We start from the raw sequence: 26,970 nt of genomic DNA, 5'->3' as shown, positions 1-26,970 counted from the left end.
CCGAGGGGGAGGAGCAGGGATGTTCAGAGGTGTTCTCGCGACGGCGGTGGTGGCGGTGGTGCTCACCGCGGTCCCGGCCGGTGCGGACGAACCGGTCGCCCCGGTCGACCTGGGCACGCTGCCCGGAGGACTGAACAGCTACGGAAACGTGGTGTCGAACGACGGATCGGTGTTCGGGACGGCGGCCGACAAGGCGAACAACCCGCGCGGGGCCCGGTGGGACGCGGCCGGCCGGATCACCGAGCTGCCGCCGCAGCCGGGCTACCAAACGGTCGACCCGGTCGCGCTCACCGAGGACGGGGTGGCGATCGGGAACTCGATGAAGGCCGACGGGTCCGGCTGGCGGGCGACGCTCTGGGGCGCGTCCGGGGTGCCGGTGGACCTGCCGCCGGTGCCCGGCTACCCGTCTTCCCGGGTGGCCGCGATCAACGCCCACGGCATCGCTGTCGGGTACTCCTACGGCGCTTCGGACCCGGACACGGCGGTGAAGTGGGACACTACCCGGGGCACGGTCACGGCCCTCGGCCCCGGCCGCGGCTTCGCGATCAACGACGCGGGCGCGGTCCTCAGCGCGTACGAGGGCGAGTCGAAGTACTGGGACCCGGCGGGCAACCTCGTTCCGCTGGAAGGCGGCGGCACACCCGCCGACCTCGACAACGCGGGCACGGTCGTCGGCTCGAGCGGCTCCCACGCCGCGAAATGGGACGCGGCGGGACGCCTCACCGTCCTCGACACCACCTGGAAGTTCAGCGCGGCGGACGAGATCGGCGAGGACGGGACGATCTACGGCACCGTCGAGGCGGGGGACGGCACGACGCAACTGGCCCGCTGGAACCCGGCCGGGTGGCTGACCGTGCACCCGAACCCGGACGGCGTGTGGACCCGGTTCGTCACCGCGAACGACACGGGCAGCGCGCTCGTGGCCATCGGCTCCGGCCAGTTCTACGTCTGGGGGCCCGGCGGCGGGTTCACCGCGCTGGGGCGGCTGCCGGACAACCACTGGTGCGGCGCCGAGGACCTCAACGACCGCGGCGCGGTCACGGGTGCCTGCACGGTCCGAGGCCGGGACCTGCACGCCCAGCGGTGGGACCTGCCGGTCATCGGGAACGGGTGAGCACGCCCAGCTCGGCGAGCACGTACCGGGCGTTGGCCGAGATGACCGGGTTCGTGTGCCGGTAGTACGGCAGCTGGATCACGGCCATCGACAGCGCCCGGCCGCGGCCGCGGGCCCAGGTGGCGTCGTCGGTGGCCACGGCGTCGCGGAAGGCGGGCCTGGTGTCCGCGGTGAGCAGGTTCCACGCCGGAATCAGATCGATCGCCGGGTCGCCGAGGCCCGCGGTCGCCCAGTCGAGGACGCCGCTGAGGCGGCCGTCGCGCAGCAGGAGGTTGCTCGGCATCAGGTCGCCGTGCAGCCGGCACGGCGGGCCGGTCCACTGTGGAGCTTCGAGCGCCTCGGTCCAGGCGGCGAGGGCCGCCGTCGCGTCGAACGGCTCGTCGGTGCCGCTCAGCTCTTCGATCGCCTGGCGGGTGGCCGTGTCCACGTCCGACAGCGGCTTCCCGCGGCGGGTCACGCGACCTTCCGCCGGGTGCGCCCGCAGTGCCCGCACGAACTCCGCCAGGTCACGGGCCGGTGCGTCGCGGCCTTCGCGCGCCGGTGTGCCGTCCAGCCAGCCGTGCACCGCCCACGGCAACGGGTAGCCCTCGGCGGGCTCGCCGACCGCGACGACGGCCGGGACCGCGACCGGCAGCTCGCCGAGGATGCCGAGGGCCTGGCGTTCCTTCGCGATGTCGTCGGCGCCGCCCGCGGTCAGCGGGAGCCGGACGGTCAGTTCGTCACCGAGGCGGTACACGGCGTTGACCGTGCCCCCGGAGGCCAGGGGAGTAAGGGGTGCCCCGGCCCACCGGGGGAACTGCCCGTCGACGAGCCGCCGGACCAGGCCGGTGTCGATGGCGTGCTGGTCCGCGTGCATCGGCATGATCCCACCGAACCACGCTGGTCAACCGGGTTTCCGTGAGCCAGGGCACCCCGGATTGCACGACGATGCATAGCCGTGCATAATCATTCGCATGTCCAAGGTGCTCACTTCCCTGCCCGTCGGCGAGCGTGTCGGTATCGCCTTCTCCGGTGGCCTCGACACTTCCGTAGCGGTCGCGTGGATGCGCGACAAAGGCGCGGTCCCCTGCACCTACACCGCCGACATCGGCCAGTACGACGAGCCCGACATCGAGTCGGTGCCCGGGCGAGCCGGCCAGTACGGCGCCGAGATCGCCCGGCTCGTCGACTGCAAGGAAGCCCTGGTCGAAGAGGGGCTCGCGGCGCTGACGTGCGGCGCCTTCCACATCCGCTCCGGCGGCCGCAGCTACTTCAACACCACCCCGCTCGGCCGCGCGGTCACCGGCACGCTGCTGGTGCGCGCCATGCTCGAGGACGACGTCCAGATCTGGGGCGACGGCTCCACCTACAAGGGCAACGACATCGAGCGGTTCTACCGCTACGGCCTGCTGGCCAACCCCTCCCTGCGCGTCTACAAGCCGTGGCTCGACGCGGACTTCGTCACCGAGCTCGGCGGCCGCAAGGAGATGTCCGAGTGGCTGCTCGCGCACGACCTGCCCTACCGCGACAGCACCGAAAAGGCGTACTCGACCGACGCCAACATCTGGGGCGCCACGCACGAGGCGAAGTCCCTGGAACACCTGGACACCGGCATCGAGATCGTCAAGCCGATCATGGGCGTGGCGTTCTGGGACCCCGAGGTCGAGATCCCGGCCGAGGACGTCACGATCGGCTTCGAGCACGGCCGCCCGATGACGATCAACGGCAAGGAGTTCGCCTCCGCCGTCGACCTGGTCCTCGAAGCCAACGCCATCGGCGGCCGGCACGGCCTGGGTATGTCCGACCAGATCGAGAACCGGATCATCGAGGCCAAGAGCCGCGGCATCTACGAGGCGCCCGGCATGGCGCTGCTGCACGCCGCCTACGAACGGCTCGTCAACGCCATCCACAACGAGGACACCCTCGCCAGCTACCACAACGAGGGCCGCCGCCTCGGCCGCCTGATGTACGAGGGCCGCTGGCTGGACCCCCAGGCCATGATGCTGCGCGAGTCGCTGCAGCGCTGGGTCGGCACCGCGATCACCGGCGAGGTGACGCTGCGGCTGCGCCGGGGCGAGGACTACTCGATCCTCGACACGACCGGCCCGGCGTTCAGCTACCACCCGGACAAGCTGTCGATGGAGCGCACCGAGGACTCGGCGTTCGGCCCGGTCGACCGGATCGGCCAGCTGACCATGCGCAACCTCGACATCGCCGACTCGCGCGCGAAGCTGGAGCAGTACGCCAGCCTCGGCATGGTCGGCGGCGCGAACCCGAAGCTGATCGGCGCCGCCCAGGCCGCGTCGACCGGGCTCATCGGCGCGATGCCCGAAGGCGGCGCGGAGGCGATCGCCTCGCGCGGCAAGACCGACGACGTCGAGCTGCTCGACAGCGCCGCGATGGAGTTCGGCACGGACTGATCACCCCCGACCCGAAGGCCACCACGCCCGCCGTGGTGGCCTTCGGTGTGTTCCGGGCACGAGTACGAACAGTTTCAGCATCGCCGGGCGCGCCCGGCGCCCCTCTCCGACAGCGCGTGACCAGCCGGCCGATGCGGCTCGCCGGCCTGCCCGAGCGAGCCTTGGGTGAGCTTCCGCGGCGGCCTGGCGTGGCCGAAGCCGGAATCCGCCCGGCGGCCCCCGCCCCGTGCCGGAATCCGGCTTCCCGGAAAGCGCCGGGATCCGCCGGAATCGTTTCCGGGAAACGCAATCCTCCCTTGGTAGGTACCGGATCACCGTGCCGGGCGCGGAGTATTCCGTGCCACCACGTCGAATCGTCACCGGCTGGAGGAGCACTTCGTGAAAACCACCTCACGAGTCCTTTGTGGACTCGCCGCGCTCGCGGTCGCGGTCGTCGCGCTGCCGGCCCCGGCCGCCGCGGCGGCGGCGCGCACCGACCTCGGGATCACCATGCAGGCGCAACAGAAAGACCAGTGGTGCTGGGACGCCAGCGGCAACACCATCGCCGCGTTCTGGGGATACTCCCTGACCCAGAGCCGGTTCTGCCAGATCGCGCACAACGAGTCCGGCAGCGACTGCGCCGACAACCAGGGCTACCTGTCCGACCAGCAGCGCGTTTTCCGCTACCTCGGCTTCACGAACGTCGGCACGTACAACTCCGGCGGCCAGACGCTTTCCTTCACCGGCGTCAAAAGCCAGATCGACGCCGGAAAGCCGGTCGGCACCCGGATCGGCTGGCGCTCCGGCGGCGGGCACATGCACGTGCTCTACGGCTACGACAATTCCGGTGGCACCACCCGCGTCGAATACGGCGACCCGTGGCCGAACAACAGCCGCTACAACTCGATGAACTACGACACCTACCGCTCGAACAGCCAGTTCCAGTGGACCCACACGCTGTACGGGATCGAGGGATGAGCATGCTGCGGAAAGCGATGGGCGTGGCCGCGCTGGCCGGCGCCGCGATGCTCACCACGACCGGCGCCGCGAACGCGGCGGACGGACCCGCCGGCGCACCGACCGCCGCCGACACCGCCGCCATCGGAAAGATCACCGGCGGCCCCGGCACGCTCGGCCGCCTCGCCAGGACGAAGTTCCCCGGCAGCCACGCGGCGACGGCGGCCCGGCCGGCGGCCGATCCGAAGACCCAGGTCCCGGTCTACGAGCCGACGGCCGCGTTCGTCGCCGGGAAGTCGGACGTCGCGGCCGCGCTCGCCTACGTCGCGGTCCCGGCGCGGACCGGCGACGGCACCGCCGCGACCGTCTGGGCGGAGCGCCAAGGCCCGGCCTGGACCGTCGTCAACGTCGCCTCCGGTGACTACGAGCGGCGGTACGCCCAGGCCGCGGCCGGCGGCTACCTCCTGCACGAACCGCAGGTCAACGCCTGGTACGCGGTGCACGGCGACGCTGTGACGGTGCTGGACGGCTCGGTCACCGGCCTCGTCGCGGGCACGGAACTCTCCCTCGAGGACTACCGCGCGGCGCTGCACGAGCGGTACGCGGACAAGCTGCCCGGCTCGGCCTACGACCGCGACGGCGCGGGCGGCGGCTACGGCGGCCGGGAGCGCGCGGTGCCCGCCGCGGATCCCGGCGACGTCCCCGCGCTGCCGTTCGTGCTCGGCGGTGTGCTCGTGCTGGTGGCCGGGGCGGCCGCGGTGCCGCGGCTGCGGCGGCGGTAGGACGGCAAGGGGGCCGGCGGCGGCCCCCTTGGCAGCCGATCATGACCAGGCCACAATGCGCCATGCCCGTTTCGCCCGGTGCGCCGGAAGCGGCGCGCCCGGGGTTGAGCGCGTCCGACCTCGCGCTGGTGGAGGCGCTCCAGCGTGACCCGCGGGCGCCGTGGACGCGCATCGCCGCCGCGCTCGGCACCGATGCGACCACGGCGGCCCGCCGCTGGGAGCGGCTGCAGGCCGCCGGGCTGGCCTGGCTCACCGCCTATTCCACCCCGCCGACGACCACGGTCGGCTACGTCGACCTCGCCTGCCGCCCCGACGTGCTGAGCGCACTGACCCGCGAACTCTGCGGCTGGCCGTCGGTGTTCAGCGTGGAGCGCACGACCAGCCGGTTCGCGCTGTTCCTCGGCCTGGCCGCCCGCGACCTCGACGCGCTGGACGCGCTGGTCACCGGCCGCATCGGCACCCTGCCCGGGGTGCGGGAGGTCCGGTTCGCCGTCGCGACCCGCGTCTACCGGGAGGGCAGCGGCTGGCTGGTGGACGCGCTCGCCCCGGAGCAGCGGGCGGTGCTGGACGACACCGCCGTGCAGGCCCGGCTGGTCGTGCCGCGGCAGTGGGACGACCGGGACCTGCGCGCCCTCGTGGAGTCCCTCGGCGAGGACGGGCGGCGCAGTTACGCCGTGCTGGCGCGGGACTGCGGGATGAGCGAGTCGGCGGTGCGGCGCACCCTGGCGCGGATGCTGCGCAACCACGAACTCGACTTCCGCTGCGACCTCGCGCACGTCCCGGCCGGCTGGCCGGTGATCGCGGGCTACCGCCTCGACGTGCGCGCGGCGGACCTCGATCGCGCCGGCGCGGCGATCGCGCAGCTGCCGGAGACCCGGCTCTCGGCCGCGGTGGTCGGGGAGGGCAACCTCGTCGTGTCGGCGTGGCTGCGAGTGCCGGCCGACTGCACGGCCTACGAGACGCGGCTGGCGGAAGCCGCGCCCGGTGCGCGGGTCGTCGACCGCGCGATCACGCTGCGGATGCCGAAGCGGATGGGCCGGCTGCTCAGCCCGCACGGCCTCGCCGGCACCCATCAGGCGATCGTCCCGGCCCGCTGAACTAGGGTCGGGACGACCCCTGGGGAGGATCATGGACCTGCGCGAGACCCTGCACCGCTACGTCGACGACGGCACGCTGCCCGGCGCGGTGGCGATCGTGGACCGGGGCGGCACGCGGGAGGTCGTGGCCGTCGGCTCGGTCGACGTCGAGGGCAGCCGCGCGATGGCCGAGGACACGCTGTTCCGCTTCGCGTCCATCACCAAGCCGATCACCGCGGCCGCGGTTCTGGTGCTGGTGGACGACGGCACGCTCGCCCTCGACGACCCCATCGGCCGCTGGCTGCCGGAGCTGGCCGACCCGAAGGTGGTGCGCAGCCCGGCGAGCGCGCTCGACGACGTCGTCCCGGCGAAGCGGCCGATCACGGTGTTCGACGTGCTCACCGGCCAGGCCGGCTGGGGCTTCCCGTCGGACTTCACGCTCCCGGCGGTGCAGGCGCTGTTCCCCGTGCAGGGCGACGGCCGGGAGGTGCAGAGCTTCCCCGAACCGGACGTCTGGCTCGCGCGGCTCGCCGACGTGCCCCTGGCCTACCAGCCTGGCGAATCCTGGCTCTACGACACGTGTTCCACGATCCAGGGGCTGCTCGTCGCCCGCGCGTCCGGGCGGTCCTTCCCGGAGTTCCTCGCCGAACGGATCTTCGCCCCGCTGGGCATGACTGACACCGGCTTCGTGGCCGATCCCGGCCGGGCCACCGCCTTCTACAAGAAGACCAGCGGCGGGCTGGTGCTCGCCGATCCGCCGGACGGCCAGTGGCGCACGATGCCCGCGCTGCCGCTCGGCAACGGCGGCCTCGCCGGGACGGCGGGCGACTGGGTCGCTTTCGGCCGGATGCTGCTGGCCGGGGGCGCCGGCGTGCTCACGCCGGAGGCCGTCCGGCTGATGACCACCGACCACACCACCGCGGCGCACCGCGAGATCGGCGCGCTGTTCCTGGAGGGCCAGGGCTGGGGGATGGGTGGCTCGGTGGACATCGCCGCCATCGAGCCGTGGCACATTCCGGGCCGGTACGGGTGGGTCGGCGGGACCGGCACCACCGCGCACGTCGTGCCCGCCACCAGCACCGTGGCCGTCCTGCTCACCCAGGTGGGCGAGGACAGCCCGGTGCCGCCGAGCTGGATGCGGGACTTCTGGCGCGCCGCGGCCGCGTAGGGTCGTGAGTGGATCTCTCACGGCGGAAGGACACAGCGGGTGGGCGAGTCGAACTGGGCCGGGAACCTCACTTACGGCGCGGACGCGGTGACGACCCCGCGCACCGTCGCCGAGGTCCAGGAAGCCGTCGCCGGCGCGACGCACGTCAAAGCCCTCGGGAGCCGGCACTGCTTCAACACGATCGCGGACTCGCCGGGCGGGCTCCTGCTGGACCTGCGCGCCCTCGACGCCGGAGTCGAGATCGGCGAGGGCACCGTGACAGTCGGCGGATCGGCCCGCTACGGCGACTTCGCGCAGCAGCTGCACGACGCGGGCTTCGCGCTGCCGAACCTGGCGTCCCTGCCGCACATCACGGTGGCCGGCAGCGTGGCCACCGGCACCCACGGCTCCGGACGGCGGCAGCCGGGCCTCGCCGCGGCCGTCTCCGGCATCGAGCTGGTCACCGCCGACGGCTCGCTGCGCACCTACACCCGGGCCGACGCCGAGTTCCCCGGCCTGGTCGTCGGGCTCGGCGCGGTCGGCGTCGTCACCCGCCTGACCCTCGACGTGGTCCCGGCCTTCGACGTGCGGCAGGACGTGTTCGACGACCTGCCTTGGGAAGCCGCGTACGGGCAGTTCGACGAAATCGAAGACGCCGGCTACAGCGTCAGCATGTTCACGAACTGGGCGAACGACCGGATCGACCAGGTGTGGGTCAAGAGCCGCGTCGACGAGTTCACCGAGCGCGCCGGCCTGTTCGGTGCGGTCCCGGCCGACGGCCCGCGGCACCCGGCCCACGCCGCGGGCGTCCCGGCGGACAACTGCACGCCCCAGCTCGGCGTGCCGGGCCCGTGGCACGAGCGGCTCCCGCACTTCGCGCTGGCGTTCACCCCGAGCGTCGGGGACGAACTGCAGTCGGAGTACTTCGTGCCCTACCGCGACGCGGTGGCGGCGATCCGCGCGGTCCGCGAGATGGGCGACCGGGTGGCGCCGCTGCTGCTGGTGTCGGAGATCCGCGCGATCGCGGGCGACGACCTGTGGCTCAGCCCGTGCCACGGCGGCGACCGGGTGGCCCTGCACTTCACCTGGCAGCCGCGGCAGCCGGAGGTCGAGGCGGTGCTGCCGGTGCTCGAGGAGCGCCTGGCGCCGTTCGGTGCCCGCCCGCACTGGGGCAAGCTCTTCCACGGCGTGCCGGGGGAGTACCCGCGGCTGGCGGAGTTCCGGGCGCTGGCGGAGAAGCTGGACCCGCGGGGCAAGTTCCGCAACCCGTTCCTGCGCCGCAACGTCTTCGGGAGCTAACCCGGCGGCGGGGCCGTGGTGGCGCGGACGATCAGGTGGGTGTCCAGCACCTGGGTCGTGCGCTCGTCGGCCTCGCCGTCGAGCAGGCCCAGCAGGATCGTCACCGCCGCGCGGCCCGCCGCCTCCGTCGGCATCGCGATCGTCGTCAGCGGGGGCGCCGAGATCGCCGCGAAGACCAGGTCGTCGAAGCCCACCAGGCTGATCTCGTCCGGCACCGGCACCCCGCGCGCGTTCAGCCGCGCCAGCGCGCCGAAGGCGACCAGGTCGTTGTAGGCCACGATCGCCGTCACGTCCGCCGCCAAGGCCAGGTCCGCGCCCTGCAGGCCGCCCTCGAACACCGGCGGGAACGGGCCGAACTCGACCACGTCCGTGCCGTGCCTCCGCGCGGTCTCCGCCAGGCCCTGCCTGCGCGCGCGGTTCGCCCACGACGTGCGCGGCCCGCCGAGGTAGGCGCACCGGTGGTGGCCCAGCGCGGCCAGGTGCTCGATCGCCTGCCGCATCCCGTCCCCCGCGTCCAGCACGATCGACGGGATCCCGGGCACCTCCCGGTTGAGCAGCACCAGGGTCGTCTGCCCGGCGAGCGCCCGCAGCTGGTCGTCGGTCATGCTCGGGCTGCACAGCACCACGCCGTCGACCTGCTTGGCCATCCGGCGGACGAGGTTCTGCTCCGTCGCGGGGTCTTCGTCGCTGTTGGCGAACAGCACCGCGATGTCGTCCTGCCGCGCGCGGGCCTGGACGCCGTTGAGCACGCCGGTGAAGAACGGGTTGCCCAGGTCGGAGACCACGATCCCGATGTGCCCGGTGCGGACCGCCGGCCCCGGCTGCGGTGCGCCGGCCGCGCGGTAGCCCAGCTCGTGCGCGGCGGCCAGCACCCGGGTGCGGGTCTGCTGCCGGACCAGGTCCGGGGAGGTGAACGCCCGCGAGACGGTCGAGATCGACACGTTGGCCCGGCGGGCGACGTCGTGGATCGTGACGGTCACGGCTACTCCTCGGCAGGCTCTCCCGCACCATCATGGAAACGCCCGAGAACGTTGTCAACAAATCCTGCAAACCGGCGGTCATCGTTTGCAGGCCGAGCTGGTCTATTCCAGTAAGCGCTATCTGAAAAAAAGGCGCTGCCATTCGGCGTATTGCCCGATCGACGATTTCGAAGAGGTGTCCTGATCATTGACACGTTTGTCGCGCACGCCCTACGGTGGCGACCGGAAGTTTCTCCCAGAGCCTGACCCATTCGTCAGTCCCGCGCGGGCGCCCACCGGTCCCGCCGATCGGAGATCCATGTCGGGGAGCCGGAGCCGCACCGTGGCGGACCCGCCGAGGCTGGCGGTCGTCGGCACGTCCGGCTACGCGTTCAGCTACCTGCACCGCGCGCGGATCCTGCACGACGAAGGGCTGGTCCGGTTCGTGGGCATGGCCGACATCCGGCCGCCGTCGGCCGCCGCCGCGGCGCTGCTGCCGCCGGGCGGCACCGCGCACCCGAGCGTCGACGACCTGCTCCGCCGCTGCCGCCCGGACGTCACCGTGGTCGCGACCCCGCCGCACGCGCACGTCCAGGCCGGTGCCGCGGTGCTGCGGGCGGGCAGCGACCTGCTGCTGGAGACCCCGCCGGTGCTCGACCTCGACGGCTTCACCACGCTGTCGCGGCTGGCCGCGGAGACCGGGTCGGCCTGCCAGACCGGGTTCCAGAGCTTCGGCTCCCCGGTGCTGCCGGTTCTCCAGGCGGCGATCGCGGCCGGCCGGCTCGGGAAGGTGGTCGGCGTCGGCGCGGCCGGGGCGTGGATCCGCACGGACGCCTACTACCGCCGCAACCCGTGGGCCGGTCGCCGCTGGCTCGACGGCGAGGCCGTCGTCGACGGCGCCCTGACCAACCCGTTCTCCCACGCCGTGGCCACCGCGCTGCTGGTCGGCGGGGTCGCCGGGCGCGACCCGGCGGAGATCGCCCTCGAGCTCTACGGCACCCGCGACATCGAGGCCGACGACACCGCGTGCCTGCGGATCCGGTTCGGCGACGGGCCCGAAATCGTCGTGGCCGCCTCGCTGTGCGCCGAGCAGGACCACGAGCCCTACGTCGTGGTGCACGGCGAGCGGGCGCGCGCGAAGTTCTGGTACAAGAGCCACCGCCTCGAAATCGACGACGAGCGGTGCCACCTCGGCGCACCGGCCGACCTGCTGCGCAACCTGATCGCCCACCACCGCGACCCGGACGGCGTGCCGCTGCTCGCGCCGCTGTCCGGGACCCGGGCGTTCGCCTCGGTGGTCGAAGCGGTGCGGGACGCGCCCTCGCCGTCGAAGATCCCCGCGGGCTGGATCCGCAGCGTCGGCGAAGGGGCGAGCCGGCACCCGGTCGTGCGGGGGATCGGCGAAGAGGTCGCCGTGGCCGCGGACCGGCTGGCGCTGTTTTCGGAGATCGGCGTCCCGTGGGCGAGCGCCGCGCGACGGCGGCCGGGCTGACCCCCGGTCGCGCACGCGGATCTGGTAAGCGCTTTCTCGTGCTGCCCTGAAAACACTGAAAACGTTGCTGCACAAGGGCTATTGTGCTGATTCGGCCGTTGACAGCGTTGCGCCGCACTGCCTACCGTGAACGCGCTGACAGCGTTTTCAGAAAAGTGCTGACACGCTGAGGACGGAGAGTTCGATGGGGCGGACAACTGAGCGCAGGACCCAGCGGCGGGGTGTCGCCGCGCTGGCCGTGGTGGTCCCGCTGCTGCTGACCGGGGTGGCCGCCTGCGGCTCGGGCTCCGGTGGTGGCGGCGACGTGACGATCAACTTCGTGTGGTGGGGCAGCGAAGGCCGGGCCGGCCTGACGAAAAAGGCCGTCGAGCTCTTCCAGCAGAAGAACCCGAAGATCAAGGTGCAGACGTCGTTCTCGGCGTACGCGGCCTACTGGGAGAAGCTGGCGACGCAGACGGCCGGGGGCAAGCCGCCGGACGTGCTCAACGTCGACAGCCGCTACCTCGCCGAATACGGCGGCCGCAACGTCCTGGCCGACCTGAACTCCGGTGCCGGCAAGGCCATCTCGCTCGCCGACGTCAACCCGGAGCTGGCCGCCACCGGCGTCTACCAGGGCAAGCGGTACGCCGTGCCGTGGGCGCAGAACACGCCGGCGATGATCTACGACCCCGCCGCCTTCACGGCGGCCGGCGCCGACCCGGCCAAGGGGATGACCTGGGACCAGTACGCCGAGGCGGCCCAGAAGGTCGGCACGGCGGGCTCGGCACGCGGGGTGACCGACTTCGGCATCCTCGACACCACCCTGGAGATCTGGCTGCGTCAGCAGGGCAAGCAGTTCTACACCCCCGAGGGCAAGCTCGGCTTCACCGCCGACGACCTGCGCCGCTACTGGCAGCTGGCGAGCAAGTTCCGCGACACGAAGGCCGCTTCGCCCGCCGACGTCACCGCGTCCTACAACACTTCGCCCGAGCAGTCCCCGCTGGGCAAGAAGCTGACCAGCTCGGAGTTCGCCTACGACAACCTGCTGCCGGCGTACCAGAAGGCGAACGGCAAACCGCTCAACGTGGCGCCGTACCCGAGCGGCGCCAACGGCGACACCGGGCAGTACCGGCGGCCGGCGATGTTCCTGGCCGTGTCCGCGCGCAGCCAGCAGCAGGAGGCCGCGGCGAAGCTCGTGGACTTCCTGATCAACGACCCCGAGGTCGGCAGGATCGTCGGCGCCGATCGCGGCCTCGCCCCGAACCTGAAGGTCCGCGCCCAGCTGGCGGCCGAGGCGAAGGGCAACGACAAGACCCTCTACGACTACGAGGCCGCGCTCGAACCGAAGCTCGGGGCCGCGCCGCCGGTGCCGCCCAAGGGCGCGGGCGCGATCCAGAAGCTCCTCCAGCGCACGTACGAAGAGGTCGCGTTCGGCCGGATGAGCATCGACGACGCGGTCAGCCGGTTCATGACCGAAGCCCAGAAGGGACTGTCGTAGCCGATGACGACCCTGCGCACCCCGGACCCGCCGGTCGCGGGGGACACTCCGGTGCGCGTCCGGCACCGGCACCGCCCGGCCGGGCGCCGCCGCAAGAGCCAGCCGGAGGCGTTCGCCTTCCTGACGCCGTGGCTGCTCGGCGCGGTGGCGCTGACCGTCGGCCCGATGGTCGTCTCGCTGTACCTGTCGTTCACCGACTACGACATGTTCACCTCGCCGGAGTGGGTCGGCTTCGGCAACTTCGCGCACATGTTCACCGGCGACGACCGCTACCTGCAGTCGGTCAAGGTGACCCTGATCTACGTACTGGTCTCGGTGCCGCTGAAGCTGACGGTGTCGCTGCTGGTGGCGATGCTGCTCAACACCCGCCGCGGGGCCAACGGCTTCTACCGGGCGGCGTTCTACGCGCCTTCGCTGCTCGGCGCGAGCGTCGCCGCGGCGCTGGTGTGGCGGGCGCTGTTCATGGGCGGCGGCCCGGTGAACGAGGTCCTCGCCTTCTTCGGCTGGCACACGCCGAGCTGGGTCGACGACCCGCAGTTCAGCCTCGCCTCGATCGTGCTGCTGGGCGTCTGGCAGTTCGGCGCGCCGATGGTGATCTTCCTGGCGGGGCTGAAGCAGATCCCGGCGGAGCTGCACGAGGCCGCCGCGATCGACGGCGCGGGCGCGTTGCGCCGGTTCCGGCACATCACGCTGCCGATGCTCTCGCCGGTGATCTTCTTCAACCTGGTGATGGAGGCGATCCACGCTTTCCAGGCGTTCACCCCGGCGTTCGTCATCGGCGGTGGCCGCGGCGGCCCGGCCGACGCGGACCTGTTCTACACGCTGTACCTGTTCGAGGTCGGCTTCCAGGACTTCCGGATGGGGTACGCCTCGGCGATGGCCTGGGTGCTGCTGGTCGTCATCGCGATCGTGACGGCGATCGTGTTCCGCACCGCGAAGCTGTGGGTGTTCTACGACGATGCGGAGGATCGGAAGTGACGGTGCTCCCGCGCAGTGCTCGCTCGTTCGGCTGGCACGTGCTCTGTCTCGTCATCGTCGCCGTGGTGCTCTACCCGCTGGTGTGGCTGGCGTTCGCGTCGGTCAAGCCGCCGGACGAGATCCTGTCCCGGCTGGCGCTGCTGCCCACCCGGTTCGTCTTCGACGGTTACACGAAGGGCTGGGAAGGCGCGGCGGACGTCGGGTTCGGCCGCTTCTTCCTCAACTCGTTCCTGGTGGCCGGCCTGTCGGTGGCGGCGAACGTGCTGTCGTGCTCGCTGGCCGCGTTCGCCTTCGCGCGGCTGAAGTTCCGGTTCCGCGGCGCGCTGTTCGCGTTCATGATCACCACGCTGATGCTGCCCTACCACGTGACGCTGATCCCGCAGTACGTGATCTTCCAGCAGGCCGGGCTGGTCAACACGTTCGTGCCGCTGATCCTGCCGAAGCTGCTGGCCACCGAGGCGTTTTTCGTGTTCCTCATCGTCCAGTTCATGCGGGGCATCCCGCGCGAGCTCGACGAAGCGGCGATCATCGACGGCTGTTCGGTCTACCGCACGTTCTGGCACGTCGTGCTGCCGCTGTCGAAACCGGCGCTGGTGACGACGTCGATCTTCACGTTCATCTGGACGTGGAACGACTTCTTCACCCAGATGGTGTACCTCAACGACACGGAGAAGTTCACCGTGCCACTGGGCCTGCGGCTGTTCGTCGACACGAGCAGCGAGTCGAACTTCGGCGCGATGTTCGCGATGTCCGCGCTCGCGCTGGTCCCGATCGTACTGTTCTTCCTCGCCTTCCAGCGCCTGCTGGTCGAAGGCGTCAGCACCAGCGGCCTGAAGGGGTGATGTGATGCGTACCCAGTGGCGCACCGGGCTCGGCGACTTCTCGGACTGCCTGCTGGCGGGGCTGCTGGTGGCGCTGGCATCGGTGCCGGTGGTGACGGCGGCCCCGGCGTTCGTGGCGGGCTGCCGGGTCCTCGACCGCACCCGGCGGGACGTCGTCCGTCCACTGTGGACGACCTTCTGGTCGGACTTCCGCGAGGCCGCGCGCGGCGGCGTGGTGTTCGGGCTGGCGTGCCTGGCGGCGGTGGTGGTGTTCGCGGTCGACTTGGAGGTGGTGGCGTCGATGCCGGGCGCCGGGCTGTTGCGCCCGGTGTTGTGGGTGCTCGCGGTGACGGGGGTGGTGGTGGCGGTGCGGACGTGTGAAGTGGTGGCCACCGGCGGTCCGGCCTGGCGTCGGGCCATCGTCACCGCGGTGCGGGAAACCGCCGATCCCAAGAGCTGCCTGCTCCTCGCCGCTGCCGTCGGCGTCGCCGTCCTGCTCGTCCGGATGCTGCCGATCCTCGCCCTCGTGGTGGCCGGGCCGCTCGCCCTGGCCGCCGTCGCGACCGGCGTCCGCCGATGAGGCCCAAGGTGGTCGTCTTCGGCACGGCCGGCTACGCGGCCCAGCACCTGCGCCGCGCCCGCGCCCTGCACGACCGCGGCGAAATCCTCCTCGCCGGGGCGTGCGACATCCGCGAACCTCCCCGGGAAGCCCGCGCCCTGCTGCCCGAAGGCGGCGTGATCACCCGGGACGCGGCCGAACTCCTGGCCCGCGCCATCCCGGACATCGCCGTGGTGGCCACCCCGCCGCACACGCACCTGCCCCTGGCGAAGCTCGCGCTCGCCGCCGGCTGCCACCTGCTCGTCGAGAAGCCGCCGGTGCTCGACCTCGCCGCGTTCGGCGAACTCACCGAGCCGGCCCGCGGCCGCGCCTGCCAGACCGGGTTCCAGAGCTTCGGCTCGGCCGCGGTCCCGGTCGTGCGGGCCGCGATCGAGGCCGGCGAGATCGGCACGGTCACCGGGGTCGCCGCCGCCGGGGCGTGGATCCGGCGGGACCGGTACTTCGCCCGCGCCGAGTGGGCCGGCCGCCGCCGGGTCGGCGGGCAGCCGGTCGTGGACGGGTCGCTGACCAACCCCTTCGCCCACGCCGTCGCCACCGCCCTGCTCGTCAACGGCACCGCCGAAGACCTGCCCGAGCGCACCGCCGTCGAGCTGTACCGGGCGCGGGACATCGAATCCGACGACACCGCGTGCGCGCGCCTGAGCTTCGCCGGAGCGCCGGACGTCGTCGTCGCGGCCACGCTCGACGCCGAGGCCGACCACGAGCCGTACGTGCTGGTCCACGGCACGACCGGCCGGATCCGCTGGCACTACAAGACCGACCTGGTCACCGTCCACGACCGGCAGCTCGTGATCGGCCCGCCGCGCGACCTGCTGGCCAACCTCGTCGCGCACCTCCGCGACGGCGAGCCGCTGCTGGCCCCGCTGGCCGCCACCCGCGCGTTCACCGCGCTGGTGGAAGCGGTCCGCGACGCCCCCGAACCGCTGCCGCTGCCCGCCGAATGGGTCCGGGCCGTGGACACCGGGCCCGACCGGCACTTCGTCGTGCCGGGCGTCGACCGGGACGTCGACACCGCGGCCGAGCGGCTCGCGCTCTTCTCCGAACTCGCCCTGCCCTGGACCGGCGCGGCCTCGCGCGCCTGAACGAGAGAGGTGATGGCGGTGCGACGCCACGCGATCGTCGGCCTGGGCTCCCGGGCCCAGCTGTTCGCCCGGACCCTGGCCACGTCGCCGCGGGCCGAACTCGCGGCCTTCTGCGACCACAGCGAAACCCGCATGCGGGTGCACAACGGCTGGCTCGGCACGGAAATCCCCGGCTACCGGCCCGAAGACTTCACCACCATGTTGGCGAAGGAACGCATCGACGTCGTCGTCGTGTGCACCCCGGACCACACGCACGCGGACTACGTCGTCGCCGCGCTGGAGGCCGGCTGCGACGTCGTCACGGAGAAGCCGATGACGACCGACGTGGAGGGCGCGCGGCGGATCCTCGCGGCCCGGCACGAGACCGGCCGCTCGGTGCGGGTCGCCTTCAACTACCGGTACAACCCGGTGCACCGCCGGGTGCGGGAACTCCTGGCAGGCGGCGCGATCGGGGAGATCGGCTCGGTCGAGTTCAGCTGGCTGCTCGACACCGCGCACGGCGCCGACTACTTCCGCCGCTGGCACCGGGACAAGGCGAACTCCGGCGGACTGCTCGTGCACAAGTCCGGCCACCACTTCGACCTCGTCAACTGGTGGCTCGGCCGCGGCCCCGAGACGGTGTTCGCACTCGCCCGGCTGTTCTTCTACGGCGACAAAAGCGGCCACCGCACGGCCGGCGACCGGTTCGCGCTGGACCTCGAAGCTTCCCCGAAGCTGCGCGCGCTCTACCACGACGCCGAGCGGGAAGACGGCTACGTGCGGAACCAGGACGTGTTCGCGCCCGGCGTCACCATCGAAGACGACCTGTCGGTGCTCGTACGCCACCACGGCGGGGCGGTGCTGAACTACCACCTGCACGCGTACTCACCGCGGGAGGGCTACCGCGTCGCCTTCTCCGGCAGCGAAGGGCGGCTGGAGCTGGACGTCCGGGAGAACGAGTACGCGGCCGGCGCCGAGCCGGTGCCGAAGCGGGCGCGTGCCCGGCTGACCGTGCAACGGCACTGGGAACCGCCGGAAGCCGTGTTCGACGGGCTCCTCGGCGAGGGGCACGGCGGCGGCGACGAGCGGATGCTCGCCGAGCTCCTCGGTGACGCCGAGCCGGACGCCCTCGGCTGCGCGGCCGACCACGACGCCGGCCTGCAGGCCCTGCTCACCGGGCTGGCCGCGAACCGGTCGCTGGAGACCGGCCGGCCCGTGTCCGTCGAAGAGCTGCTGGGGGAGATCGGGGAACCGGCGTGAGCCGCGCGGCGGTGGGCACGCCGGAGGTGACCGAGGAGCCCGACGGCCGGGTGCGCGTGCGCCTCGGCGATCTCGTCCTGGCCGAGTACGTCGTCGAGCCGCCGACACCGGCCGGGGACTCGCCCAAGCCGTACCTGCACCCGCTGCGCACCACGGCGGGGGAGCTCGTGACCGCGGTCCGGCCGCACGACCACACCTGGCACAACGGCCTGCAGTTCGCGATGGCCCACCTCTCCGGCGAGAACTTCTGGGGCGGCCGCACCTACGTCCGCGGCCGCGGCTACACCCCGCTCGACAACAAGGGCACCATCGGCCACGTCCGCTGGGAGCGCATCGACGACGCCGGCGGGCACTGCGAGCTGCGCCACGAGCTGGCCTGGCGCACCGCGGCCGGCCGGCGCTGGCTCACCGAACACCGCACGCTGCACTTCGGCGACGTCTCGCCGCGCGGCGGCCACTGGACGCTCACCTGGTCCAGCCGGCTGCGCAACACCAGCGGCCACGAGCTGCGCTGGGGGAGCCCGGTCACCGAAGGACGCGACACCGCCGGCTACGGCGGGCTGTTCTGGCGCGGGCCGAGGTCGTTCGTCGGCGGCACGGTCCGGACGTCGGACGGGAAGTCCGCGGCCGAGGCGATGGGCCATCGGGCGCCCTGGCTCGCCTTCACCGGGCAGCACGACGAGAGCCTGCGCAGCTCGACGCTGCTGTTCGCCGACAGCCCGGAGAACGCCGCCCACCCGACGGCCTGGTACGTCCGCAACGAGCCGTTCCCGGTGGTCAGCTTCGCCGCCACCTACCACCGGCCGTGGCTGCTCGAGCCGGGCGAGGAGCTCACCCTGACCCACCACGTCGTCGTCATCGACGGCGCCCCGGAGCCCGCCCGGCTGTCCGAGCTGGCGGCCCGGGCGGCCGACCTGAGGAGCTGATATGCGCTGGAAGGCTTTCGCGGGGACCCTCGCCCTGCTCGGACTGACGCTCACCGCGGCACCCGCCCAAGCCCACGGCCGCGACCCCGGCCGGGTCGTCCTCGGCGCACGCGACGGCTGGGCCGCGGCGACCACCGGAACCACCGGAGGCGCGGCCGCCGCTCCCGGAGACGTCTTCACGGTGACCAAGCGCTCGGAGCTGGCGGCCGCGCTGGCGGCCCGCCCCGGCACCCCGAAGATCGTCTACGTCCGCGGCACCGTCGAGGGCAATGTGGACGCCGCCGACCGGCCCGCGAGCTGTGAAAGTTTCGCCGATCCGGCCTACAGCCTCCCGGCGTACCTGGCCGCGTACGACCCGGCGACGTGGGGGAGAGTGCCGCCGTCCGGGCCGCTGGAAGAAGCCCGGGAGCGTTCGCAGGCCAACCAGGCGCGGCAGGTCGTCCTCGACGTCGGCCCGAACACGACGATCGTCGGCCTCGGCGGGCACGCCGCACTGCACGGGCTGACCCTGCGCGTCACCGGGGACAACGTGATCGTGCGGAACCTGAACTTCTCCGACGCCCACGACTGCTTCCCGCAGTGGGACCCGCTCGACACCGCCGACGGCAACTGGAACTCCGAATACGACAACCTCGACCTGGTCGGCGCCACGCACGTCTGGGTGGACCACAACGAGTTCAGCGACGGCGGGAACGACGAGCAACCGACGTACTTCGGCCGCAAGTACGAGGTCCACGACGGGCTCCTCGACATCGTGAACGGCTCGGACCTGGTCACGGTGTCCTACAACCGGCTGCACGACCACGACAAGACCATGCTGATCGGCAACACCGACAAGCCCACCTACGACGTCGGCAAGCTGCGGGTCACCCTGCACCACAACCTGTTCTCCGAGATCGGCCAGCGCGCGCCGCGGGTCCGGTACGGCCAGGTGCACGTCTACGACAACCTGTACGTGGTCAAGGATCCGGCCGCCTACACGTATTCGCTCGGCGTCGGCGTCGAGTCGCGGATCTACGCGGAGAACAACTTCTTCCGGATCCCCGCCGGTCTGCCGCTGGGGCAGCTGGTGCACTACTGGAAGGGAACCGTGTTGCACGCGACCGGGACGCTGGTGGCCCAGGGCAACCAGCGGCCGCGTGCGGCCGACCTGCTGGCCGAATACAACGCGGCCAACGACCCCGATCTCGGGGCGGACGTCGGCTGGAAGCCCGCCCTCGTCGAACGCCTCGACCCTGCGTGGGCCGTGCCGGCGCTGGTGCTCGCCGGGGCCGGCCCCGGTCGCTGAAGCTCCGACAGTTTCGGTGTTTTCTGAAAACCGCTGCCGATGGCGACCATCCGGGCGACATGTCCGGCGCTGCGGCGAACGACATTGACACCACGAGGCCACAACCCGAAACTTCGGTACGAGAAAGCGCTTTCACAACCCGGTCGGACGTTTTCCATCAGCGCCGATTGAACGCACGAGACCAGGGAGTGACGAATGGTTCCCCCAGTGATGCCCCGGATCACCCGGGTAGTGGCGGTCGCCGCGCTCGCCGTTTCGGCCGCCGCCGGCACCGGCGCCACCGCGTCGGCCGCGTCGTGGCCGACCCCGAGCAGCAGCGTGCCGGTGGGCGCGACGATCAAGGTGACCAGCGGCACCTACGACGGCGGGCTCAAGCGGTTCTACGGCACCGGCGACCTTGGTTCCGGCGGCCAGGACGAGGGCCAGAGCCCGCTCTTCCAGCTGGCCAACGGCACCACCTTGAAGAACGTCGTCCTGGGCAGCCCCGCCGCCGACGGCGTGCACTGCCTCGGCACCTGCACGCTGCTCAACGTCTGGTGGGAGGACGTCGGCGAAGACGCCGCCACCTTCAAGGGCACCGCTGCCTCCCAGACGATGACCATCGACGGCGGCGGCGCCCGCAAGGCCTCGGACAAGGTGTTCCAGCACAACGGCCCCGGCACGATGTACATCCGCAATTTCCAGGTCAACGACTTCGGCAAGCTGTACCGCTCCTGCGGCAACTGCAAGACGCAGTACAAGCGCAACGTCGTCGTGGACAACGTCACCGCCACCGTGCCCGGAAAGGCGCTGGTCGGCATCAACACCAACTACGGCGACACCGCCAAGCTGACGAGGATCACCATCGTCGGCGACTCGAGCCGCAAGATCGAGCCCTGCCAGAAGTACCAGGGCGTCACCAGCGGCGAGCCGACGAAGACCGGCACCGGCCCGGACTCGACGAACTGCCTCTACACCGCCGCCAACATCACCTACAAATAGGGGCGTCATGTTCAAGACCCTGCTCGTCGCGTCGGTGCTCGCCGGGGCGTCGCTCGCCGCACCGGCGGCCGGCGCGGCGGCGGCGAACGTCGTCGTGGCCAAGGACGGATCCGGGAACTACACCACCGTGCAGGCCGGGATCAACGCGGTTTCGGCCGGTGGCACGATTTCGGTCAAACCCGGGGCCTACCGCGAAGTCGTCTCGGTGCCGTCGGGCAAGACCGGGATCACCCTGCGCGGCACCACCGGGAGAGCCGCCGACGTCGTCGTCGACTTCGACAACGCCAGTGGCACCAAGAAGCCCGACGGCTCGACGTACGGCACCTCGGGCAGCGCCACCGCGACGATCGCCGCGAACGGCTTCACCGCCACCGCGCTCACCTTCCGCAACTCCTTCGACCGCGCCGCCCACCCGGAGATCAAGGACACCCAGGCGGTCGCGGTCAAGACCACCGGCGACCGGATGGTGTTCGACAACGTCACCTTCCTCGGCCACCAGGACACCCTGTACGCCGACACCGCGGCCGTCGGCACGGTCGGCCGCCAGTACTACCGCAACTGCGCCATCAGCGGCGACGTCGACTTCATCTTCGGCCGCGCCACCGCGGTGTTCGACCGGTCGACGATCACCGCGCTCGACCGTGGATCGAGCGCCAACAATGGTTACCTGACCGCGGCGAGCACCCGGCGGTCGAACCCGTACGGCTTCCTGATCGTCGGCAGCAAGGTGGTCAGCTCGGCCGCCGACGCGAGCTTCTACCTGGGCCGCCCGTGGCACCCGGGTGGGGACGTCGACGCCATCGCCCAGGTCCTGATCCGCGAGACGTCCCTGCCGGCGGCGATCAAGCCGGCGCCCTGGACCGACATGTCGGGCTTCTCGTGGAAGGACGCGCGGTTCACCGAGTACCGCAACACCGGCCCGGGTGCGGGGACCGGAGCCGACCGGCCCCAGCTGCCCGCCGCGCAGGCCGGGAACTACACCGCCCAGAAGTACCTCGCGGGCGGCGACGGGTGGAACCCCGTGCACTGACGTCGCCGGGGGCCGGTGCGGGGAGACCCTCCGTCCGGCCCTTGACGCGCCGGACCGCCGCCGCCGACCATTGCTGCCGTCAGCTGTTGTTAGCGTTAACAGCGTCCTGGATCAGCGCCGACCCCGAGGACACCCATGAGCCTGCGCCGCCTCCCGGCCCTTGTCGCCGTCGCCGCCGCCCTGCTGAGCGCGCCCGCCGCGCAAGCCGCGACCTACCCGAACCCCGGTTACGTCACCGGGGACATCGAGGCCGTGCACGACCCGGCGATGATCCGGGCGGCCGACGGCAGCTACCTGCTCTACTCCACCGACCAGTACCTGCAGATCCGCCGCTCGACCGACCGCATCCACTTCACGAAGATCGGCTCGGTCTGGCCGAACGGCGCGCCGTGGACCGCGCCCTTCACCGACCCCGCCAAACCGGGGTACCTCTGGGCGCCGGACATCTCGTTCCACAACGGCAAGTACTACCTGTACTACGCCGCTTCCTCGCTCGGCTCCCGCAACTCGGCGATCTTCCTCGCCACCAGCAAGACCGGCCTGCCGGGCAGCTGGACCAACCAGGGCATCGTGATCCAGACCAGCACGAGCAACGACTACAACGCGATCGACCCGAACCTGTTCGTCGATTCCTCCGGCCGCTGGTGGCTGAGCTTCGGCTCGTGGTGGACCGGGATCAAGATGATCCGGCTCGACCCGGCCACCGGCAAGCGCAGCACGTCCGACACCGCACTGCGCGGCATCGCCCAGCGCACGGGCAGCACGTCGGCCGAGGAAGCGCCGTTCATCATCCAGCACGGCAGCTACTACTACCTGTTCGTCTCCTGGGATCTGTGCTGCCAGGGCACGAAGAGCACGTACCGCGTGATGGTCGGCCGCTCGACCTCGATCACCGGCCCGTACACCGATCGCAACGGCGTCCTGATGACCGCCGGTGGCGGAACCCAGATCCTGGCGAGCCACGACGCGGTCCGCGGCCCCGGCCACGTGGCCGTGGTCCACGACTCCGACGCCGACGTGCTCGTGTACCACTATTACTACTCCGACGCGACGCCGCTGACGGGCAAGCTCGGCATCAACCTCATCGGCTACGACAGCGCCGGCTGGCCCTACGTGTACTGATCTCGTATAACGACCTATACGGCGCCCGTCGAGAAGGTGACACCATGCAGCGGTTCCTGTCGTTCCTGCTCGCTCTGCTCGTGACAACCGGGCTGTGTGCGGCGCCGGCGGCGGCCGTTCCGGTCCGGCACCAGGTCACGTTCGACAAGTACTCGCTGATGCTGGACGGCCGCCGCCAGGTCGTCTGGTCCGGGGAGTTCCACCCGTTCCGGCTGCCGAGCCCGGACCTGTGGCGGGACGTGCTGCAGAAGCTGAAGGCGACCGGCTACACCGCGGTCTCGATCTACTTCGACTGGAACTACCATTCGCCCGCGCCCGGGGTGTACGACTTCACCGGCGTCCGCGACATGGACCGGGTGCTCGACCTGGCCGCCGAGGCGGGGCTGTACGTCATCGCCCGGCCGGGGCCGTACATCAACGCCGAGGTCACCGGTGGCGGCTTCCCGGCCTGGCTGAGCACCCAGGCCGGGAAGGCCCGCAGCGACGCGCCGGACTACCTCGCCGCGGCCGAGGAGTGGCTGACCGCGATCGATCGGATCATCGCCCGCCACCAGTACACCGACGGCCGCGGCCCGGTGATCCTCTACCAGATCGAGAACGAGCTCGCCGCCACCGGGACCGCGCAGAAGAACTACATCGCCCACCTCTACGACAAGGTGAAGGCCGACGGGATCACCGTCCCGGTCTTCCACAACGACAAGGGCCGCAACGGCATCTGGGTGCCACCGGGCTCCGGCGTGCCCGGGACCGTCGAGGGCAAGGTCGACCTCTACGCGTTCGACGGCTACCCCGGCGGCACCTGCCGGACCGACGCGACGCCGGGCAACCCGAACGCCGCCCCGGACTGGGGCACCTACGGCCCGGGCGGGGCGAAGGGCGGCGCGAGCGCGTCCCCGAACACGCCGGGGTTCGTCGCCGAGTTCGGCGGCGGCTGGTTCGACTACTGGGGCAGCAACGGCACCTACCCGTGCACCGCGGTGCGGCAGGGGCCGGGCTACGAGCGCGTCTTCTACGGCACGAACCTGGCGAACGGCCTGACCATCCAGAACTTCTACATGACCTTCGGCGGCACGTCGTGGGGCGGGCTGCCGGCGCCGGTGGTCTACAGCTCCTACGACTACGGCTCGGCGATCGACGAAGGCCGTCAGCTGCGGCCGAAGGCGCTGACGATGAAGGAGATCGGGTCTTTCCTGGCCACCGTCCCGGATCTGGCCAAGATGGACCGTGGGGCGCCGGTGACGCCGTCGTCGGCCGCGGTGAAGGTCTACCACAACGTCAACCCGGACACCGGCGTGCACTTCTACCTGCCGGTGCACTCGCCGTCGAACGCGACGACGGACGACCTCTTCACGTTCCCGGTGTCCACATCGGACGGTGAATACACCGTGCCGCTGCGGCTGGCGGGACAGGACGCCAAGTTCCTGGTCGCGAACTTCGACGTCGCGGGCCAGCACCTGGTGTACTCGACGTCGGAGCTGATGGCCCAGGCCGCCGGCACCGTGCTGCTGCACGGCCGGCCGGGGGAGGACGGCGAGACCGTGCTGCGGTACGCGACGCAGCCGCGCGTGGACGTCCTCGCCGGCGACGTCACGACGACCTGGGCCGGCAACGATCTCAAGCTGGACTACCGCCACGACGGGCTCGCCCGGGTCCGGATCAGCGGCGGCGGCCGCCCGGCCGTCACGCTGCTGCTCGCCGACGACGCCACCGCGGACACGTTCTGGCCGGTCGGCGGCCTGCTCGTGCGCGGACCGGACCTGGTGCGGACCGCCCGGGCGGGAATCGCGCTGACCGGCGACACGAAAGCACCGCGAGACCTCGAGGTGTGGGGTGCCCGCGGTCCGCTGCTGTGGTGGAACGGCGCCCCGGTGCCGGTGCGGCCCACGGCGTCGGGCAGCCTCCTGGCGCTGCGGCCACTGCCCGGACCGGCCGACCCGCGGCTGCCCGAGCTCACCGGCTGGCGCTCGGCACCCGGCTCTCCGGAAGCCGAACCGGGCTACGACGACTCGGGGTGGCCCTCGGCGGACCGGACCACGACGAACAGCACCACCCCGCCGCCGGCCGGGCAGCCGGTGCTCACCGCGGACGACTACGGCTTCGGCGTCGGCGACGTCTGGTACCGAGGCCGGTTCACCGGGACGCCGGGGGAGCAGATCAGCCTCCGCTACGGCGGCGGGGGCGCGGGCATGCTCCAGGCGTGGCTGGACGGGCAATACCTCGGCCAGCACGTCCTGCCGTCCGCGCTGGCCGCCCCGCCGACGACGGGCACCGCGGCCTTCACCGTGCCCGAAGGCCTGCGCGGCGACGGCCCGCACGTGCTGTCGGTGATGGTCCGCAACAACGGTCACAACGAGGACGGCGGCGTCAACGACGCCCACAAGGAAGGCCGGGGGCTGATCTCCTCGTCCCTGGCCGGGGTGGCGTGGAAGCTCCAGGGCGGCACGGCGGACCCGGTGCGCGGCCCGCTGAACAGCGGTGGCCTGGCCGGCGAACGCGCCGGCCGGCACCTGCCCGGCTTCCCGGACCGCGCGTGGGCACCGGCGGTCGTCCCCGCGCCGTCCGCCGACCCGGGGACGACGTGGTACCGCACGACGTTCTCGCTGCGGATCCCGCGCGACCAGGACACCTCGGTGGGCCTGACGATCGGCGACCCGGCCGAGCCCCGCTCCGGCGGGCGGTACCGGGTGCTGGTGTTCCTCAACGGCTGGAACGTCGGCCAGTACGTCGGGGACGTCGGCCCGCAGCACACGTTCGTGCTGCCGACCGGGATCCTCGACCCGCACGGCCGCAACACCCTGGCCCTGGCGGTGACCAGCGACGGCGGCCCGGGCAACGGCCTGGAGCGGGTCACGCTCACCGACCTGGGCACGGCCCGCGGCGGAGTGCCGGTCCGGCCGGTGTCCTCACCGGGGTGGCGGCGGTGAGAGGGCCTTGGTCCGGTGGACGATGTGGCCGGCCTTGACGACGAGGTCGCGCGGCGGGTGCGTCACCACGGCGTGGGCCGGGGTCTCGGCGTCGAGGACCACGAGGTCCGCGGGCGCGCCCACGCTGAGGCCGTAGCCGCTCAGGCCGAGGGCTTTCGCCCCACCGTAGGTGACGGCTTCGAGGGCGAGCTCGATGTCCTCGTCGCGACGGAAGGTGCTGCGGTAGGCCAGGTGCATCGCCCGGTCGAGGAGGTCGCCGCTGCCGTACGGGCTCCACAGGTCGCGGATGTCGTCGTGCCCGCAGGCCACGTTGACCCCGGCCGCGCGCAGCTTCTTCACCGGCGGCACCGGGAAGTCGAAGACGGCGGCCGTGGTGATCGTGATGCCCGCCTCCGCCAGCCCGGCGGCGAGCCGGTCCTGCGTCGCGGCGTCGGCCTGGCCGAGCGCGTAGGCGTGGCTGACCGTCACCCGCCCGGCGAGGCCGGTCGCCCGGGTCCGCTCGATGATCAGCTCCAGCTCGAACACCCCGAGCGAGCCGGGGTCGTGCAGGTGCAGGTCGATCCGCACGCCGTGGCGCTGCGCGAGGCCGAAGACGACGTCGAGGTGGCGGACCGGATCGCGGTCCAGGCCGGCCGGGTCGATGCCGCCGACCGCGTGCACCCCGAGCTTGATCGCCTCCTCCAGCAGCTCGGCGGTGCCGGGGCTGGTGAGGATGCCGCTCTGCGGGAAGGCGACCTGCTCGACGGTGATCCGCCCGGCCAGCCGCGCGGCGGCGTCGCGGACCACCTCGACCCCGTGCAGCCCGGTGCCCGCTGTGACATCCGGGGCTGCGCCCCGGGCCGGGGGCTTCGCCACCCGGACCCCCGGAAAGCCGGCGTAGACATCGGTGTGCGTCCGGACGTGGGTAGTGCCCGCGGCGGCCATGGTCTCGAGCAGCGCGCTGACGCGGGCCGGGTCGGGCAGCCCGAGTTCGGCCCGGCGGAGCCGTTCGTCGGCGATCCGGTCGGCCAGCGCGGGCCCGGCCGAGTGCGGCCGCCACGGCCCGCCGTAAAGCGTCTTGTCGAGGTGGCAGTGGGCTTCGACGAGACCGGGCAGGACGAGCCGGCCGCCGAGCTCGACCACCTCGGCGTCCCCGGCCTCGATGCCGGGCCCGACCTCGGCGAGGACGCCGTCCCGGACCAGGAGATCGGCCGGGCCGCCGGTTCCCCAGGGCCGTCCGTCGCGCAGCAGGAGTCCGGGCATCGTCGCTCCTCACGGTCGGTTTCCGAGCTTTTCAGCC

At 72.1% G+C, this 26,970-nt stretch carries 23 protein-coding genes; 20 read left to right on the top strand and 3 right to left on the bottom strand.

The genetic code is table 11. The features are described 5' to 3' along the window. The first annotated feature begins 19 nt into the window (after window positions 1-19). Window positions 20-1,114, top strand: coding sequence for a hypothetical protein (locus ACWED2_RS03850; RefSeq protein WP_449688913.1), 1,095 nt, complete (start codon window positions 20-22; stop codon window positions 1,112-1,114). Here the strand turns inward: ACWED2_RS03850 and ACWED2_RS03845 are convergent. Continuing rightward, entirely contained in the window at window positions 1,098-1,976 is an 879-nt protein-coding gene (locus tag ACWED2_RS03845; protein WP_449688912.1) for an aminoglycoside phosphotransferase family protein, read from the bottom strand. The genes ACWED2_RS03850 and ACWED2_RS03845 overlap by 17 nt on opposite strands. Window positions 1,977-2,067: 91 nt before the next feature. Here ACWED2_RS03845 and argG point away from each other — a divergent pair, with 91 nt between their 5' ends. From argG to ACWED2_RS03815, 6 genes are all read left to right on the top strand, one after another. Then, on the top strand, window positions 2,068-3,513 hold the full coding sequence (gene argG, locus ACWED2_RS03840) for an argininosuccinate synthase (protein ID WP_449688911.1): 1,446 nt from the start codon (window positions 2,068-2,070) through the stop codon (window positions 3,511-3,513). A 378-nt stretch (window positions 3,514-3,891) separates the two neighbouring features. Next, window positions 3,892-4,470 (top strand): papain-like cysteine protease family protein, encoded by a 579-nt coding sequence (locus tag ACWED2_RS03835; RefSeq protein ID WP_449688910.1) that lies wholly within the window; start codon window positions 3,892-3,894, stop codon window positions 4,468-4,470. Then, a complete protein-coding gene (locus tag ACWED2_RS03830; protein ID WP_449688909.1) occupies window positions 4,467-5,231 on the top strand; it encodes a hypothetical protein in 765 nt (254 codons plus the stop codon). Before ACWED2_RS03835 ends, ACWED2_RS03830 begins: the two co-directional genes overlap by 4 nt. Window positions 5,232-5,293: 62 nt before the next feature. Next, the gene (locus ACWED2_RS03825) at window positions 5,294-6,328 is read left to right on the top strand and encodes an Lrp/AsnC family transcriptional regulator (RefSeq protein WP_449688908.1); all 1,035 of its coding nucleotides are present in this window, start codon (window positions 5,294-5,296) and stop codon (window positions 6,326-6,328) included. A 31-nt stretch (window positions 6,329-6,359) separates the two neighbouring features. Next, window positions 6,360-7,475: a serine hydrolase domain-containing protein gene (locus ACWED2_RS03820; protein WP_449688907.1), complete on the top strand. Its 1,116-nt coding sequence runs from the start codon at window positions 6,360-6,362 to the stop codon at window positions 7,473-7,475. Window positions 7,476-7,514: 39 nt separating this feature from the next. Continuing rightward, window positions 7,515-8,753, top strand: a complete 1,239-nt coding sequence (locus tag ACWED2_RS03815; RefSeq protein ID WP_449688906.1) for an FAD-binding protein — start codon at window positions 7,515-7,517, stop codon at window positions 8,751-8,753. On the opposite strand, the gene ACWED2_RS03810 is transcribed toward ACWED2_RS03815, so the two are convergent. After that, complete coding sequence (locus ACWED2_RS03810) at window positions 8,750-9,733, bottom strand: LacI family DNA-binding transcriptional regulator (RefSeq protein ID WP_449688905.1); 984 nt, start codon at window positions 9,731-9,733, stop codon at window positions 8,750-8,752. The two genes, ACWED2_RS03815 and ACWED2_RS03810, sit on opposite strands and share 4 nt — an antisense overlap. A gap of 298 nt (window positions 9,734-10,031) precedes the next feature. On the opposite strand from ACWED2_RS03810, the gene ACWED2_RS03805 reads away from it, so the two are divergent. The 13 genes from ACWED2_RS03805 (at window position 10,032) to ACWED2_RS03745 (ending at window position 25,691) form a co-directional block, all read left to right on the top strand. Then, window positions 10,032-11,204, top strand: a complete 1,173-nt coding sequence (locus tag ACWED2_RS03805; protein ID WP_449688904.1) for a Gfo/Idh/MocA family protein — start codon at window positions 10,032-10,034, stop codon at window positions 11,202-11,204. 184 nt (window positions 11,205-11,388) lie between these two features. Continuing rightward, window positions 11,389-12,681 carry an ABC transporter substrate-binding protein gene (locus tag ACWED2_RS03800; RefSeq protein WP_449688903.1) on the top strand — a complete coding sequence of 431 codons (1,293 nt, stop codon included), beginning with the start codon at window positions 11,389-11,391 and terminating at the stop codon, window positions 12,679-12,681. Window positions 12,682-12,684: 3 nt separating this feature from the next. After that, window positions 12,685-13,659 carry a carbohydrate ABC transporter permease gene (locus ACWED2_RS03795; RefSeq protein WP_449688902.1) on the top strand — a complete coding sequence of 325 codons (975 nt, stop codon included), beginning with the start codon at window positions 12,685-12,687 and terminating at the stop codon, window positions 13,657-13,659. Beyond that, window positions 13,656-14,501, top strand: a complete 846-nt coding sequence (locus ACWED2_RS03790; protein ID WP_410615390.1) for a carbohydrate ABC transporter permease — start codon at window positions 13,656-13,658, stop codon at window positions 14,499-14,501. The genes ACWED2_RS03795 and ACWED2_RS03790 overlap by 4 nt, the downstream gene beginning before the upstream one ends. Before the next feature lie 4 nt (window positions 14,502-14,505). After that, window positions 14,506-15,060 carry a DUF624 domain-containing protein gene (locus tag ACWED2_RS03785; protein WP_449688901.1) on the top strand — a complete coding sequence of 185 codons (555 nt, stop codon included), beginning with the start codon at window positions 14,506-14,508 and terminating at the stop codon, window positions 15,058-15,060. Then, complete coding sequence (locus tag ACWED2_RS03780) at window positions 15,057-16,181, top strand: Gfo/Idh/MocA family protein (RefSeq protein WP_449688900.1); 1,125 nt, start codon at window positions 15,057-15,059, stop codon at window positions 16,179-16,181. Before ACWED2_RS03785 ends, ACWED2_RS03780 begins: the two co-directional genes overlap by 4 nt. Window positions 16,182-16,193: 12 nt before the next feature. Next, on the top strand, window positions 16,194-17,420 hold the full coding sequence (locus ACWED2_RS03775; protein WP_449688899.1) for a Gfo/Idh/MocA family protein: 1,227 nt from the start codon (window positions 16,194-16,196) through the stop codon (window positions 17,418-17,420). Further along, window positions 17,417-18,346 carry a DUF6807 domain-containing protein gene (locus tag ACWED2_RS03770; RefSeq protein WP_449688898.1) on the top strand — a complete coding sequence of 310 codons (930 nt, stop codon included), beginning with the start codon at window positions 17,417-17,419 and terminating at the stop codon, window positions 18,344-18,346. Before ACWED2_RS03775 ends, ACWED2_RS03770 begins: the two co-directional genes overlap by 4 nt. A gap of 1 nt (window position 18,347) precedes the next feature. After that, the gene (locus ACWED2_RS03765; RefSeq protein WP_449688897.1) at window positions 18,348-19,634 is read left to right on the top strand and encodes a pectate lyase family protein; all 1,287 of its coding nucleotides are present in this window, start codon (window positions 18,348-18,350) and stop codon (window positions 19,632-19,634) included. Window positions 19,635-19,844: 210 nt separating this feature from the next. Further along, window positions 19,845-20,615 carry a pectate lyase gene (locus ACWED2_RS03760; protein WP_449688999.1) on the top strand — a complete coding sequence of 257 codons (771 nt, stop codon included), beginning with the start codon at window positions 19,845-19,847 and terminating at the stop codon, window positions 20,613-20,615. Between the two features lie 7 nt (window positions 20,616-20,622). Beyond that, complete coding sequence (locus ACWED2_RS03755) at window positions 20,623-21,645, top strand: pectinesterase family protein (protein WP_449688896.1); 1,023 nt, start codon at window positions 20,623-20,625, stop codon at window positions 21,643-21,645. A gap of 135 nt (window positions 21,646-21,780) precedes the next feature. Then, window positions 21,781-22,767, top strand: coding sequence for an arabinan endo-1,5-alpha-L-arabinosidase (locus ACWED2_RS03750; RefSeq protein WP_449688895.1), 987 nt, complete (start codon window positions 21,781-21,783; stop codon window positions 22,765-22,767). Window positions 22,768-22,811: 44 nt separating this feature from the next. Then, a complete protein-coding gene (locus tag ACWED2_RS03745) occupies window positions 22,812-25,691 on the top strand; it encodes a beta-galactosidase (protein WP_449688894.1) in 2,880 nt (959 codons plus the stop codon). Here ACWED2_RS03745 and ACWED2_RS03740 read toward each other — a convergent pair. Then, on the bottom strand, window positions 25,671-26,933 hold the full coding sequence (locus ACWED2_RS03740) for an amidohydrolase family protein (protein ID WP_449688893.1): 1,263 nt from the start codon (window positions 26,931-26,933) through the stop codon (window positions 25,671-25,673). The two genes, ACWED2_RS03745 and ACWED2_RS03740, sit on opposite strands and share 21 nt — an antisense overlap. Window positions 26,934-26,970 lie beyond the last annotated feature (37 nt).

The sequence above is a fragment of the Amycolatopsis sp. NPDC005003 genome, from assembly GCF_053600695.1.
Note: the sequence above shows the minus strand (reverse complement) of the source record. Positions and strands in the feature narration are given on the sequence as shown.